At 41.8% G+C, this 13,577-nt stretch carries 16 protein-coding genes; 3 read left to right on the forward strand and 13 right to left on the reverse strand.

The window, feature by feature from the left end:
- Positions 1-7 precede the first annotated feature (7 nt).
- Together AC0KTX_RS06500 and prpB are read left to right on the forward strand one after the other, a co-directional pair.
- Positions 8-1,456: a bifunctional 2-methylcitrate dehydratase/aconitate hydratase gene (locus AC0KTX_RS06500; RefSeq protein ID WP_474251414.1), complete on the forward strand. Its 1,449-nt coding sequence runs from the start codon at positions 8-10 to the stop codon at positions 1,454-1,456.
- A 29-nt stretch (positions 1,457-1,485) separates the two neighbouring features.
- A complete protein-coding gene (gene prpB / locus AC0KTX_RS06505; RefSeq protein ID WP_474251415.1) occupies positions 1,486-2,391 on the forward strand; it encodes a methylisocitrate lyase in 906 nt (301 codons plus the stop codon).
- A 189-nt stretch (positions 2,392-2,580) separates the two neighbouring features.
- On the opposite strand, the gene AC0KTX_RS06510 is transcribed toward prpB, so the two are convergent.
- From AC0KTX_RS06510 to AC0KTX_RS06555, 10 genes are all read right to left on the reverse strand, one after another.
- A complete protein-coding gene (locus AC0KTX_RS06510) occupies positions 2,581-3,456 on the reverse strand; it encodes a hypothetical protein (RefSeq protein ID WP_474251416.1) in 876 nt (291 codons plus the stop codon).
- Entirely contained in the window at positions 3,425-4,111 is a 687-nt protein-coding gene (locus tag AC0KTX_RS06515; protein WP_474251417.1) for an RNA polymerase sigma factor, read from the reverse strand. Before AC0KTX_RS06515 ends, AC0KTX_RS06510 begins: the two co-directional genes overlap by 32 nt.
- 41 nt (positions 4,112-4,152) lie before the next feature.
- Positions 4,153-4,548 (reverse strand): dihydroxyacetone kinase phosphoryl donor subunit DhaM, encoded by a 396-nt coding sequence (dhaM, locus tag AC0KTX_RS06520; RefSeq protein WP_474251418.1) that lies wholly within the window; start codon positions 4,546-4,548, stop codon positions 4,153-4,155.
- Positions 4,545-5,171, reverse strand: coding sequence for a dihydroxyacetone kinase subunit DhaL (gene dhaL / locus AC0KTX_RS06525; RefSeq protein ID WP_474251419.1), 627 nt, complete (start codon positions 5,169-5,171; stop codon positions 4,545-4,547). Before dhaL ends, dhaM begins: the two co-directional genes overlap by 4 nt.
- Positions 5,172-5,224: 53 nt before the next feature.
- Positions 5,225-6,226 (reverse strand): dihydroxyacetone kinase subunit DhaK, encoded by a 1,002-nt coding sequence (dhaK, locus tag AC0KTX_RS06530; protein ID WP_474251420.1) that lies wholly within the window; start codon positions 6,224-6,226, stop codon positions 5,225-5,227.
- An 89-nt stretch (positions 6,227-6,315) separates the two neighbouring features.
- A complete protein-coding gene (locus AC0KTX_RS06535) occupies positions 6,316-6,657 on the reverse strand; it encodes a hypothetical protein (protein WP_474251421.1) in 342 nt (113 codons plus the stop codon).
- A complete protein-coding gene (locus tag AC0KTX_RS06540; RefSeq protein WP_474251422.1) occupies positions 6,563-7,222 on the reverse strand; it encodes a phosphotransferase family protein in 660 nt (219 codons plus the stop codon). The genes AC0KTX_RS06535 and AC0KTX_RS06540 overlap by 95 nt, the downstream gene beginning before the upstream one ends.
- An 89-nt stretch (positions 7,223-7,311) precedes the next feature.
- Positions 7,312-8,511 carry an MFS transporter gene (locus AC0KTX_RS06545; RefSeq protein WP_474251423.1) on the reverse strand — a complete coding sequence of 400 codons (1,200 nt, stop codon included), beginning with the start codon at positions 8,509-8,511 and terminating at the stop codon, positions 7,312-7,314.
- A gap of 1 nt (position 8,512) precedes the next feature.
- The gene (locus AC0KTX_RS06550; protein ID WP_474251424.1) at positions 8,513-8,893 is read right to left on the reverse strand and encodes a MarR family winged helix-turn-helix transcriptional regulator; all 381 of its coding nucleotides are present in this window, start codon (positions 8,891-8,893) and stop codon (positions 8,513-8,515) included.
- A 368-nt stretch (positions 8,894-9,261) separates the two neighbouring features.
- Positions 9,262-9,945 carry an MOSC domain-containing protein gene (locus AC0KTX_RS06555; RefSeq protein WP_474251425.1) on the reverse strand — a complete coding sequence of 228 codons (684 nt, stop codon included), beginning with the start codon at positions 9,943-9,945 and terminating at the stop codon, positions 9,262-9,264.
- Positions 9,946-10,317: 372 nt separating this feature from the next.
- Between AC0KTX_RS06555 and AC0KTX_RS06560 the strand changes: the two genes are divergently transcribed.
- Positions 10,318-11,061 carry an alpha/beta hydrolase gene (locus tag AC0KTX_RS06560; RefSeq protein WP_340856504.1) on the forward strand — a complete coding sequence of 248 codons (744 nt, stop codon included), beginning with the start codon at positions 10,318-10,320 and terminating at the stop codon, positions 11,059-11,061.
- A 745-nt stretch (positions 11,062-11,806) separates the two neighbouring features.
- Here AC0KTX_RS06560 and AC0KTX_RS06565 read toward each other — a convergent pair.
- The 3 genes from AC0KTX_RS06565 to AC0KTX_RS06575 form a co-directional block, all read right to left on the reverse strand.
- Positions 11,807-12,001: an SDR family NAD(P)-dependent oxidoreductase gene (locus tag AC0KTX_RS06565; RefSeq protein ID WP_474251426.1), complete on the reverse strand. Its 195-nt coding sequence runs from the start codon at positions 11,999-12,001 to the stop codon at positions 11,807-11,809.
- Between the two features lie 153 nt (positions 12,002-12,154).
- The gene (locus AC0KTX_RS06570) at positions 12,155-12,283 is read right to left on the reverse strand and encodes a hypothetical protein (RefSeq protein ID WP_474251427.1); all 129 of its coding nucleotides are present in this window, start codon (positions 12,281-12,283) and stop codon (positions 12,155-12,157) included.
- A gap of 179 nt (positions 12,284-12,462) precedes the next feature.
- Positions 12,463-13,557, reverse strand: a complete 1,095-nt coding sequence (locus AC0KTX_RS06575; RefSeq protein WP_474251428.1) for a GerAB/ArcD/ProY family transporter — start codon at positions 13,555-13,557, stop codon at positions 12,463-12,465.
- Positions 13,558-13,577: the final 20 nt, after the last annotated feature.

Genomic DNA, 13,577 nt, shown 5'->3' on the forward strand with positions numbered 1-13,577 from the left:
GTAGATCATGGGTGAACTTTTAGTAAAAAATAATGAAAAACGACAAACCGACCTACTGCTGGAGGAAATTGCCGATTATGTTCTCAATCAAGAAATTGTTAGCCAAGAAGCGTTTGAAACGGCTCGTTACGTGCTTTTGGATACGCTCGGGTGCGGCATTCTTGCCCTTCGTTACCCTGAATGCACAAAACTTTTGGGACCGATCGTTCCGGGGACGGTCGTTCCAAACGGATGTCGCATCCCCGGCACTTCATTTGTCCTAGATCCTGTGCAAGGTGCATTTAACATCGGCTGCATGATTCGCTGGCTCGATTACAATGACACTTGGCTTGCAGCGGAATGGGGCCATCCATCTGATAACTTGGGGGGGATTTTAGCCGCAGCGGATTATATAAGCCGAACGAATTTGGCGCAAGGAAAAAAGCCGATTGAAATGAGAGCGGTTCTTGAAGCAATCATAAAAGCCCATGAAATTCAAGGGGTGCTTGCTCTTGAAAACAGTTTGAACCGCGTCGGACTTGACCACGTGCTGTTTGTAAAAATTGCTTCAACTGCTGTCGTAACAAAACTTTTTGGCGGCGGAAAAGAAGAAGTCATCAATGCCCTTTCCAATGCCTGGATCGACAATTCCAGTTTGCGTACATACCGCCATGCTCCCAACACCGGTTCACGCAAGTCATGGGCGGCTGGCGATGCAACGAGCCGCGCAGTCCGTCTTGCCATGATGACAATGAAAGGGGAAATGGGCTACCCTTCTGCGTTGTCGGCTCCGAATTGGGGGTTTGAAGACGTGCTTTTCCGGGGGCAAAAACTGAAGCTCGCCCGTCCCTTGGAAACATACGTAATAGAAAACATTCTTTTTAAAATATCTTATCCAGCAGAGTTCCACGCGCAAACAGCTGCTGAATGCGCCATTGAACTTCACCCTGAAGTAAAAAATCGCCTTGAGGAGATAAAAGAAGTCATCATTACTACACACGAGTCAGCCATTCGCATCATCGACAAAACGGGGCCTCTACACAACCCGGCTGATCGCGATCATTGCATTCAATATATTACAGCCATCGGTCTTATTTACGGAGATATAACGGCCGACCATTACGAAGATGAAATCGCACAAGATCCGAGAATTGATGCATTGCGAGAAAAAATGACAGTTGTGGAAAATCAACAGTTTAGCAAAGATTATTTAGACCCTGACAAACGATCGATTGCCAACGCCGTTCAAATCCGCTTCAAAGACGGCACAGAAACCCGTCAAGTCGTTCGGGAATATCCAATTGGCCACCGATTCCGCCGTAAAGAAGGGCTGCCCAAGCTTATCCAAAAATATGAAAACAATTTGGCAACAAAATTTTCCAGCAAACAGCTCAAGCAAATTTTAAACGTTTCACTTGACCAACACGTCTTGGAAAACATGTTTGTTCATGAGTTTGTTGATTTGTTTGTTATCTAAGTAAAATCACTTTGAAAGAAGGTGCTTCCATGGTTTGGATCGTCGAACAAGAATCAACACAAGAAGAACTGTCCGATCGCTTTCGAACACTCATGAACGCAAAAGAACTATTACAAATTCCAGGGGCGCACGATGGATTGGCTGCACTTATGGCGAGAAAAGCTGGATTTCAAGCCCTATATTTATCAGGTGCTGCCTTTACGGCGAGCCAGGGGCTTCCTGACTTGGGAATTGTCTCATCAGAAGAGGTTGCCCGCCGGGCTCGGGAAATTGTTCGAGCGGCGGATCTGCCAGTTCTCGTTGACATTGATACCGGCTTCGGCGGAGTTTTAAATGCCGCACGAACGGCTAAAGAGATGGCAGAAGCGCGAGCAGCTGCTGTTCAAATCGAAGATCAAGATCTTCCGAAAAAATGCGGACATTTGAACGGCAAAAAGCTCGTCCCTGTTGAAGAGATGATGCAGAAAATAAAGGCGATTAAGCAAGCAGCGCCAACTCTTGTCATTGTTGCCAGAACGGATGCTTATGCAGTGGAAGGGATTGAAAGCGCCATTGAACGAGCCAAAAGATATGTTGAAGCAGGCGCTGACGCCATTTTCCCAGAGGCTCTTGCAACGAAAGAAGACTTTTTAAAGGTAAGCCGGTCTATTTCGGTTCCGCTTCTGGCAAACATGACGGAGTTTGGAAAAACTCCTTACTACACGGCCGAAGAATTTTCGGAACTCGGCTATTCGATGGTGATTTATCCTGTATCGTCTCTTCGTGCCGCCGCAAAGGCATATGAACGCCTTTTCCAAACAATTAAATCGACTGGAACGCAGAAAAGTGAACTAGAGAATATGCAAACCCGCAAAGAACTTTATGACGTGATACATTACGATGATTTTGAAGCGCTCGATCAAACGATTGCGAAAACAGTACTGCCTGAAGATTAAGGGGCTGTCTGAAAAGCCTATTTTTAGTGTCACATGTTTCCAAATAAAAGACCAAAGAATGTTGATTTAACAGCATTCTTTGGTCTTACTTTTTCATGATTAGGCTGAAAAACCATTTTTCGGACAACCCCTTTGCCAGATGCCATTTTATAAGAATTCAGGAAGAAACCGGTTCGATCCGCTCCTTTTTTAATCCTTGTCATCTCCTAATCTTTTCATAGTATCCTTCCATTCCCACTGCTCCAAAATGGTTTTCGTTCTTGAACCCCAGCCTTCCAGCGCTTCATTTTCAAACTCGCTTTGTATATAAAAGTACTGCCCGTTATATTCACTTAAATATATCTCGCCCGTTCTCGTTTGCTGTGCATTTTGATAGACAAAAGAGCGCAAAGACCAGTCAGACACATTTCTTCCCTCCTCTTTTTCCTTTGACAAATCTTCATAAGACTGATTTGAAAGCAATTGATCGATAATGTATTTTTCCGCCTCAGCGAAAGAGGTTCCGTTTGGAAAAAACATGACATCCACTTTCCCATACTTTTCATTCACTGCGACCAGTCTTGCACCGACCAAATATTTTTCTTTTATAAATTCAGCCTGCCAACGATCCGGAATATAAGTGGTAAAAGGAAGCGGATCCATGTTAACTAGATGATACGTCTCCTTTTCTTCCATCCCTTCCAACGAAATAGTCAACTCGATCGTTTCGGGGCGATTTTTTGCTTTACCGTTCTTTTCTTCGTACTGAGATTCTTGAAGAGACATTATATAGTTGTTTTGTTGTTCTGAATGCTGAAAGCTTTCCGGCTGCCCGTCTGTTTGAAAAAAAGAATACATCATCAAAAGGATGCCGGCTGCTGCTGCAGCAAATGAGAAAACGAGTTGAAGTTTGCTGGCAGCTTTTTTTCTTCTCTTTATATTTCTAGCTAATTCCATTCCGGCTAATGCTTTTTGAAAACTTTTTTCTTTTAATTCATCAGTTGGTTCTATATCAATATGCTGAAAAAGCTGTTTTAATGCTTCTTCGTGCTTTTCACTGGCCGGCAGTCCGTTCCGTTTTTTCATATTCTTCGTTCACCTCGCTTTGTAAATGGGACAAAAGTTTCTTTTTTGCCCTTGTTTGCAGTGATTTCACTGCCATGACCGTTTTCGACATCACTTTGGCAGTTTCTTTGATAGACATCCCTTCAAAAAAACGCAAATAAAGAACCGTTTTATCATCAGGCGACAATTTTTCCAGACAAGATAGCAATTTCTCTTGCGATGAATGCTGTAAAAATTCTTGTTCATTATCGAAGCGGTCCCGCACTTTGTTCAGCTGATCATGCTGCAAATAGGTCAATGCACGATCTTTTCGATATTTCCGATGATAATCGATCACAACACGCCTGCCGATTGTGAACAACCATGTTTTAAAGCTTGATTTCCCTTTATATGTTGCTAGATTTACCGCCATTTTGTACATCACATCTTGTGCAATTTCTTCCGACCGATGATAATCGCCCGTCTGCAAATAGGCATAGCGGAACACTTGGCCGATGTAGCGGTCGTGAAGTTCACGAAAGGCGGAATCATCGCCTTCAAGCGCCCTTTTGACCAAATCTTCATCACGCATTCTCGATGCCACCTCACTTTCTCTTCCGATTAGACGAATAAAATCTTCAAAAGTGTCGTAAACGATCATAAACAGCCTTCCTTGTTTGCCCAAAAAATAAGCCAACGACTTAACCCTTCCATCAGGATGATCGTTGGCTTTTAAAATTACGTCTGCAATTTCTTCATCGTTTTGGCTTTTTCACTTGCCTCTACCACCTCATGCAGGCCTCTTCCACAGCCGGCCTCCACCGCCGCCACAAAAGCTCCTTCCACCAACGGTGCGTCAGCGATGACGACGTTATTCTGATTCTCAAGCATTTCTATTGCCATTTCCGCGTTGATCCTTGCGCTTCCCAAATCAATGAAAACAACGACTCCTTGCTCCGAATAAACCGATTCAATCGCCTTTTGAATATCCAATGCATTCGTCCCCAGACTTCCATCGTCCATTCCTCCTGCGATCGCAATAGGAACGTTCGGTTGAAGCTGATGGAGCAGCTTTTGCAAACCAAGAACAATTTCTCGGCTGTGAGAGACAAGCACAATTCCCACAGATTTCATAAAAACAAATCCCCTTCATCCATAATTTCTGCAAGTGATGCAAACAGCAAATAGGAAGAAGCTGCTCCCGGGTCGATATGACCGATCGAACGCTTTCCTAAATAAGCGGCACGGCCTTTTTTCGCCTCAAGTTGTTGAGTATGTTCCATGCATTTTTTTGCCAAACTAACTATATCATTTGCTTTAAACTCTTCTTTTTTTAAAAATTCCATTAAAGGCTCCCAAACATCAATCATCGTTTTATCCCCTGCTTTTGCTTTTCCTCTTGCTTTGATCCCTTCCAACGATTCTGAAAGCGCTTGAATCAATTCTTTCAGATCTGCTTCTTTTTTGTCTTTTAATGCAGCGGAAGCTTTCAAAAATGCCGTGCCGTACAATGGTCCGGAGGCTCCTCCAACCGTTGCCACAAACGTCATGCCGACGTCTTTGAGCAACTCCCCGAGATCTGCATAATTGGCAGCAGAAATTTTTTGAATAACCGCCTGGCATCCCCTATCCATATTAATTCCATGATCGCCATCCCCGATGGCCCTGTCGAGTTCTGTTAAATACTCTTTTTGCTCTTTCACCTTTTCTGAAAAAAGCAGCAGCCACTTTTTCATTTGATCCATTCCGAATGCCACGATTCATCTCTCCTCTATGTTCTGATTTCATCGGCCAATAGAACAGCTGCTTTTTATTTCAGCTGCTTCCATGCGAGCGTATCAGCTTGGGCGTCTAAAAGTTGCATTAATTCATCGTCTAGTTTCAACAATGAGATTGAAAACCCGGCCATTTCCAGCGACGTCATAAATTCACCTACGAACGTTTCGTGGACTTGTATCTTTTTTTCGACTAAAAGCTCGGATATTTTTCGATTGGCGATGTACAATTCCATTAAGGGCGTTGCGCCCATGCCATTCACCATGACAGCCACTCGATCGTTTTCTTTTAAGCGCAGGTCGAATAAAATTTTTTCCAACAGCATTTTCACCGTTTCATCAGCTGATTTGATGACCGTTTTTTCAATTCCCGGTTCACCGTGGATGCCAATGCCGATTTCGATTTCGTCGTCATGAAGGGTAAAACCAGGTTTCCCGGCTGCAGGAACAATGCATGGGGATAACGCCATGCCCATCGATTTGACATTTTGGATCACTTTTCTGGCAACAGCCTCCACTTCCTCCAAAGTGGCTCCTTGTTCAGCTAGAGCACCTGCAATTTTATGGACAAAGACCGTTCCGGCGATTCCTCTTCTTCCTGTCGTATAAGTGCTATCTTCAACTGCAACATCATCATTCACAACGACTTTGGCCACTTTGATGCCATCCGCTTCCGCCAGTTCAGCAGCCATCTCGAAGTTCATGACATCCCCTGTATAGTTTTTAATAATGAGCAAAACCCCATTTCCGCTGTCAACCGCTTTGATCGCTTCGTACACTTGATCTGGCGTCGGCGAGGTAAACACTTCTCCGCATACCGCTGCATCCAGCATTCCTTTCCCGACATATCCCGCATGAGCAGGCTCGTGGCCGCTCCCTCCGCCGCTCACCAATCCGACTTTTCCTTGGACAGGTGCATCTTTTCGCACTAATACCGTCGTATTCGGCAATTGCTTGATCCGATTCGGATGTGCGGATATCATTCCAGCCAACATTTCCCGAACAACTTGATTTGGATCATTGATTAATTTTTTCATATTTTTCCTCCCACTGCCTTTTTCCCTATTATATCAAGAATAAATGTTGGATTGTAAACGCTTTAATAAAATGATAAAAAAATATTATTTTAGGATAGATTTTGAATTTTTTTCCACAAACTGAAGAGATATTCGTCAAGACGCTCCACCATCATTTGATCGGTTAAATGAGTGATTCCGAAAGCTTTCCATCCTTCATAAACATTGGGAGGACCTGTCAAAATATCAACGAGCGATAAAATATCCCAATACGGGTCATATTGAAAATCAACAGCTTTCATTTGATATTTCTTTAAAAAAAGATCAGCGCACTCCACGCCATGCAGCATGGCTAAATTAAAGCGGCAATGGCCTACATCGACTCCTTTTGGCCCGCGGCAAGCATTCACCCAATCGACAATGCCGCTCACCTGATCTCCAGTCCATAACACGTTTGCGGGATGGAATAAAACTGATATTAGCTGCCGGGTGTGATTTTTTTAAATAATGTAGACTATCTTCCCAATATTCACTATATTTTGTCCATAAAGGGGTAGTCAATAAGGATACGTCCGTATATGCTTGATAGGACCAAGGAAAATCGCCATCATATTGGTGGATGAAGGCCAAGGATTCGGCCATTCCCTCAATCCAGGCCGTCATGTCATTCGGTTTTAAAATCACCGCTCCCGGCAATTTTGTCATGACAACGGCCGGAAACCCGCACTCTTCTCCCTCCGGATCAACGGAAATCAATTCAGGAGTGCGAATGGCAACGTTTGCGGCAAACCGTAAACTTTCCGCTTCGTGCATTGCCAGATCAGGCTCTTCCTTTCGCCATTCTTCATTATCGAAAATGCGCAGAACGGCCTCTTTTTCCTTTCCCGCCACAATGAGACGAATAAGTAAAACGGTGGAAGAAGTGCCGCCTTTTAAAGGACGAACGTTCAGAATTTCGGCATTTTTCCAAACGGATTGAGTGATCCATTTTTTAATAGACGAAGTAACATTGTCCATTCTTTTTCCTCCCCGTTTTCAACCTTCCTCATCATTATAACAAATTGCAAAACCCCGCTCTCTCGCAAAAAAGTAGAGCGGGTATCAATTTATTGTTCTGCATGAACCACTTTTTTTGCCCGCATCGTTTTTCTCCCATGCAAAGCATAATACAGGAAGATGCAAGCAAACACAACTGCGCCCATAAGTTCATACAGACCGTTGTAGCCTGCGGACGGAATGATAAACCCTAATAGAAATGGGCCAACGCCGACTCCTAAATCGACGAAAATAAAAAAAGTCGAAGTGGCAAGCCCCATACGATGACTGGGTGACACCTTTATGGCAATTGCTTGAGCGCTTGACATATAGGTACCGTAGCCAAGTCCGACAAAAATCCCGGCAATTAGCAGGAGGTAGCCTTGATGAACGAGGCTTAATATAACCAATCCTACGGCAAACAAAATAAAAGCTGGATACATGACAAAATTCTCGCCTTTTTCATCAAACCATCTGCCCGTAAACGGACGCGAGGCCAAAACAGTGAAAGCATAAACGACAAAGAAAAAGCTGGCCGCATCAACGAAATGCCTTTCCATTGCATAAGAATTTAAAAATGAAAGAATGCTGGAATAAGCGAGACCGATGACTGCGCTAATGGCGGAAATTGGCAATGCATTTTGTTCAAAGAAGGAACCGAATGTAAATTCTTTCATTTGTTTTAATTCTTCTGCCGAAAGTTCGGCTTTTGGGACGTACAGGAAAATGGATGCCAAAAAACTGACAGATAATAAAAGTGCGCATAAAACAAAATTGACGGCAAAGCCAGCATGGTGGTGAACAAACATTCCTAAGAAAGGGCCGAAAGCGGCCGCCAGTGTTGTGCTTAAGGCATAATAGCCCGTTCCTTCCCCGCGCCTCTCATCCGGGATAATGTTCGCAACAATCGTTCCTGTCGCCGTTGTCGCGATGCCGAATGCAGCGCCATGGAGGAATCGATTTATGAAAAGAAACCATAAACTATGCACAAAAAAATAGAAAAGCGTCGTAAAGAATAGAAAGATAAATCCAATGTAGAGCAATTTTTTCCTGCCCACACGTTCAATTGACCTTCCTGAAAAAAGCCGGGAAATCAATGCCCCCAGCACAAAAATACCTGAGGCTAAACCCGCTTCGCTTGGCGCAGCATGAAATTGTTCTGTCGCATAAACCGTGATCGTTTCCACTAACAAATAAAATGTGAAATAAAGAAAAAAATTAACAACCGAAACAATCACAAAGTCTTTTGTCCATAACTTTTGCTGCTTCATGTTATTCCCCCTTCTGCTTTGTCAATTTTTCCCGAAGTTTTGGAAGCATTTCAAAAATCGTTCGTTGATCTTCTTCCGGAATTCCTTCCATTACTTGAAACTCTAATGCTGTAATTTTTTCTCGGCAATTCCGATAAATGTCTTCCCCTTTTTCCGTCAGCTGAATGATTTTTTCACGCCTGTCTTTTCCGGGAATCTGCTTCAACAAGCCTTTTTCTTCCAGACGCCGGACGGTTCTTGTAATATTCGGCTTTTCGACTTGATAATATTTCGAAATTTCCACCAGGGTGCAAGGCCCGAAATTTTTCACATAAAAAATCACTTGCCATAAGGAATACGTCAGATCAAATTCGCCTAATAGGTCGTTTAATTTATTAATCAATGGCCGGTATAAACGGATATATCGGTAAAAAAACCTTGCATCTCCATGTCTCTCCTTTTGCCAATTAGTTACCTATGCTAATAATTAACAAGAGTAACTATATAGCGATTTTTCTTTCATGTCAATCCGTATTTTGATTCATTTTATTTGAACATCGACCCAATCCGTTTTTTTGTAAAACATCATGAAAGAAAATGAATTTCAAAGCAAACTTCCCTAAAACGCGAAGGAATCCGGCTTTTGTTTTCCGCCGATTTTCAAACGTTTTAAGGATTATTTTGAATGAATCAGATGAAATAATAAAAAGCCCCTGCCAAAATTGGGAGGAGCCATTTGATCGATATTGATTCTTTAATACGCGAAACATATCAGTTATTTGCAACATTGCTTTTCTCCACTTTAATCCTGTTCAGCCGTTTTTGAAACATTTCCCGCCAGCTGTCCGAAAGCTCTTCTACACGAAGAATCTTCTCGATCCCCTCTTTATTGGATTGATCTTTGTACAAGATGCGGTTTGCAAAGGAAACCGATACAGCAAGAGGATGTCTGTCCAACAACATCAAACAAGAATCCTTCGCCACCCAGCCTTCTTTCAACACCCGGAAATAAAACCCGGTGTACCCGCTGTTTTGTATACGAAGCGGCAAATCTGCGATATCATGTTTTTTCGCCAATTTATGGCACGGCTGCCGCGGCTGGCTGACCTGCACGATCGCTTCACCAAGTTGATATGTATCTCCAATACAAACGTCCTCTTCGACTAAACCTTTAACCGTTAAATTTTCGCCAAACGCCGCCCAATCCAACGGCCTGCCCAGTTCCTTTTCCCAAAATGGATAATGATCATACGAATAGACGCATACCGCTTTATCTTTTCCGCCATGATGAACCAAATCGGCTTGGCCATCGCCGGAAAAATGAAGAAACGACAAAAATACCGGTTCATGAACAGGTTTTTTTTGAATGCCTGACAGCAATTCTTTGCCGTTATATACAAAACTTTTCGGTTTTCCAACATTGATGGATGCTATTTCATATGTCTTGGACGTCATATTAATCAACTCCGTTCGTTTGTAAAAATCGAAAATTTGTTAAATTTGCATTTCTAAAAAGGCTTTTTTGAAAAAGCGGTCATGAAGCGGCAAACTATTGATTCATCCGCAAAGTTTTTCCAAGCCTAATTTTGGCTGAAAAACGACTATACATATTAATTTTACTACAAGAAAAAGGAAAAGAGTACCAGGAGATTTCAAATGGCAAGAGACGCAAAACTCAACGCGGTAGGATGCGTTTACAGACCAAAAAGCAAATATGGCTCGCTTCTTCAAAACGACACTTTCTTTTTTTTCAAAAAAGGAGTTTGTAACGTTAGCAACGAATACTTAGTATGTTTGATATTCATCATGTCATTGGAGGGGAGCAAAGTGAATGAAAAATATCCGGTGATGAATGGAGCAGAACCTTTTTACTTTGAAGGGAATTCCATCGGCATTTTAGTTTCGCACGGTTTTACCGGAACAACCCAAAGCATGCGTCCGTTAGGAGAAGCGTTTAGAAAGGCAGGCTATACGGTATGCGGCCCGCGTCTAAAAGGACATGGGACACATTATGAAGACATGGAGAGAACCGTTTATCAAGATTGGATTTCGTCCGTTGAAGCAGGTTACCAATGGTTAAAAGAGCGGTGCGACACGATTTTTGTAGCGGGACTTTCCATGGGAGGCACGTTAACATTATACATGGCGGAACAATATCCCGAAATCAAGGGAATTATTCCAATCAATGCTGCTTTGCGAATTCCTGATATGGAATCGGCCAAAGATTTGGAAGATGCCAGATTTTTAGAGGCCATCGGTTCGGATATAAAAAACCCTAATGTGAAAGAACTTGCTTATGAAAAAACGCCGGTGCGTTCTATCAAAGAAATTTTAAAATTAATGGAAATCGTCAGAAACAATCTTCATAAGGTGTCATGCCCGACACTCATTCTTGTTTCTAATGAAGATCACGTTGTACCTCCTGATAATTCCCAAATGATCTATGAGACCATCTCATCAAAAGAAAAAGAATTGATTCGATTAGAAAACAGCTATCATGTCGCAACTCTCGACCATGACCAGCCGTTGATTATTGAAAAATCATTGCAATTTGTAAAAAAATATTCATAATCTGTTGAAACAATAGAGAGCCAAAGGCATTTGAGAACATTCACGGCTCTCTTTTTCCCATCCTAAAAAAAGATTTTTTTGAAAGCAAATGAGTTCAATGCCTTAAAACAGCATATAGGTTGCAAACGATCGTCATTACTTATTTAATGTAAATGCCGTCAACTATGTTCTTTATTTTCTTTGTATAACGTATCAGCCCTAAATACACTTAAAGTCGAAACTATGATTGATATAACAACGAAAACAACCCAAAAACTATTGTTATGTACTACAAGAATTACTGCTGCAAAACTCAATAATATAGACAAAATAAACCCCGTCATTGCTTTTACGTCTCGAAAAACTTTATTATTCCTTATTTTCCTTTCATACATGCAAATTAATTTTTTCAAACTTCAATTTGCCGGTTAGCAGGAACACATCTTCTTTTTGAGTGGTTTTTAATTACCCGCAAACCAACTGCATAACCAATAAAATTCCTAAACAAGTCCCAATTATTTAGAAGAAATTTTGGTGTTAATTCTAAAATTGATAGAGTGTGATTGTCAAGCCAATATCCGTTGGCTAATCCAAAGAGAATTACAAAACCAAAGATCAAAAACGCGTAAAAACAGAACGAAGCATAATATCACGAATTGCTTTTACTAGATTACATATAACATATATTTACGATAACTTCATTATGTAAACTATGGTAAGCAAGCATGCGGAAACAGGATTGGCGAAATCGTTCGCGAATGAATGGTCAAACAGGCCTCAACGAAAAGCGAATCCATCTGGCTATATGGAAACGGACAATACAGCAAGCAGGCACTGTCATTCCGCCTTGAAATGACAGCATAGAAGCAATGTTGATGATTTTCCCTTTTCCTTGTTCAAGCATATGTTTGCCAACTTCTCTCGTTATTTTGAAAACACTGTCCAAATTGACCTGAATCACCTCATGGCAATCTTAGTACGAATAGTTTTCAGCTTGTTCCCTTCTGATAATTTCGGCATTGTTTACCAAAATGTCAATTCAGTTTGTTTGTTTTAACGCCTTTTTTACGAGCTGATAGGTGGGTTCTTGTTCAGAAAGGTCAAGCGTAATTTGTCAAAACCTCTTCTCTTTTGTTTCTGACTTGCCGCTCCCCCCTACGACGATAATTTCAGCGCCCGCTTCCGCCAATCCGACAGCCATCCCTTGCCCCAGTCCCCTGCTGACCCCTGTCACGAGTGCCACTTTGCCGTCCTGCAAACACCATAACCATGTTTGACTATGTTTTAATTGGTTCTTTTTTTACTGACTATATCATTGAATAAACTGGTAACTATCTATTAGCTGCTTAATATGCATTAAAAATTGAAACACCCAAACGTTGAGTTTTTCAACCTTTCTGTCTTCTTCAGCCGGTTTTGCCATCATTTGCGAAATTTCTTCCTTGCAAAAGCCGTCATCATCAACAGTACCGGAATGATGATTTGAAACGGGATATGCAAAAACATTGGCACATATTCCAGCCCTATTTTAATGTGCTCTTGGGCGCTCCTCGCCATTGCCGCAGAACATAAAAGTGCAATAAACCCCAAAGGTAATATTAACTTGCTGATTTTTTCCACGTTAAATAGGGCTGCAAAACCGAACAACGCCCCATAATAAAAGATGCTGATTTTAAAAAAGGCGCCAATCATCAGCGCAATTATGAAAAAAATATCAAGGCGCGCCAAAAATTCCCCTATTTTAATTTGCTGGATGGTCGTTAGCAGCGGAAACTGTGAGCGGTAGGTAACGCCATACCCTAGAACCGCAATATTGATAGCCATTGTCAACACCAAAACCATCCCACTAGCCGCCATAGCCGCATAGCCGGTAAGTTTCATGTTTTTATGGTTGTTGACATATGGAAAAATCATTGTAAATGCAATTGTTTCGCCGAACGGAACATACAAAGTTTCCGTAAAAACCACATTTAATACAGGCTTGATGCCTTCTTCCAGAACGGGTTTCAAATTATTAAAATCGATCAAGCCGGTAATGCAAATCAAAATAAACCCCAAAACGCCAAGAAGACACATAAGCACAAAAAGTATTTCTCCCGTTCTGGCCAACACCTCGATTCCTTTATGGATCACGTACATAATGGTAGCAATTAACATGAAGTTGATAATAAAAAGAGGCGTTTCCGGATAGGCAAAGGTTACCAGCATATCTCCGAAGTCGCGCAACACTCTTGCAGCTATGTAAAGAAAATAAACACTGTAGGCAAACCCGACAACCCAACCTACATATTTGCCTAATATCTTTATCGAATATTGCGTCAATTGCAAATCAGGATGGTATTGATAAAGAGCGAAATATAGGGAAAGTAGCAGGAAACCTCCAACCATCCCTAAAAGGATTGCCAGCCATGCATCATTTTTCGCATCAATTCCTAGAGGAATTAACAACGTACTTCCGAGTTCAAAAAGGTAAATTAACACGAATAGCTGAAATTTATCGATTTTCGCATTTTCCATTCTGTAACACTTCCTCTAAT

Source organism: Aeribacillus sp. JST-2 (assembly GCF_056032925.1).

Coding starts and splice junctions, on each gene's coding strand:
- AC0KTX_RS06500 (WP_474251414.1), top strand. CDS start 8: ATGGGTGAACTTTTAGTAAAAAATAATGAAAAACGACAAACCGACCTA.
- prpB (WP_474251415.1), top strand. CDS start 1,486: ATGGTTTGGATCGTCGAACAAGAATCAACACAAGAAGAACTGTCCGAT.
- AC0KTX_RS06510 (WP_474251416.1), bottom strand. CDS start 3,456: ATGAAAAAACGGAACGGACTGCCGGCCAGTGAAAAGCACGAAGAAGCA.
- dhaM (WP_474251418.1), bottom strand. CDS start 4,548: ATGAAATCTGTGGGAATTGTGCTTGTCTCTCACAGCCGAGAAATTGTT.
- dhaK (WP_474251420.1), bottom strand. CDS start 6,226: ATGAAAAAATTAATCAATGATCCAAATCAAGTTGTTCGGGAAATGTTG.
- AC0KTX_RS06540 (WP_474251422.1), bottom strand. CDS start 7,222: ATGGACAATGTTACTTCGTCTATTAAAAAATGGATCACTCAATCCGTT.
- AC0KTX_RS06545 (WP_474251423.1), bottom strand. CDS start 8,511: ATGAAGCAGCAAAAGTTATGGACAAAAGACTTTGTGATTGTTTCGGTT.
- AC0KTX_RS06555 (WP_474251425.1), bottom strand. CDS start 9,945: ATGACGTCCAAGACATATGAAATAGCATCCATCAATGTTGGAAAACCG.
- AC0KTX_RS06575 (WP_474251428.1), bottom strand. CDS start 13,557: ATGGAAAATGCGAAAATCGATAAATTTCAGCTATTCGTGTTAATTTAC.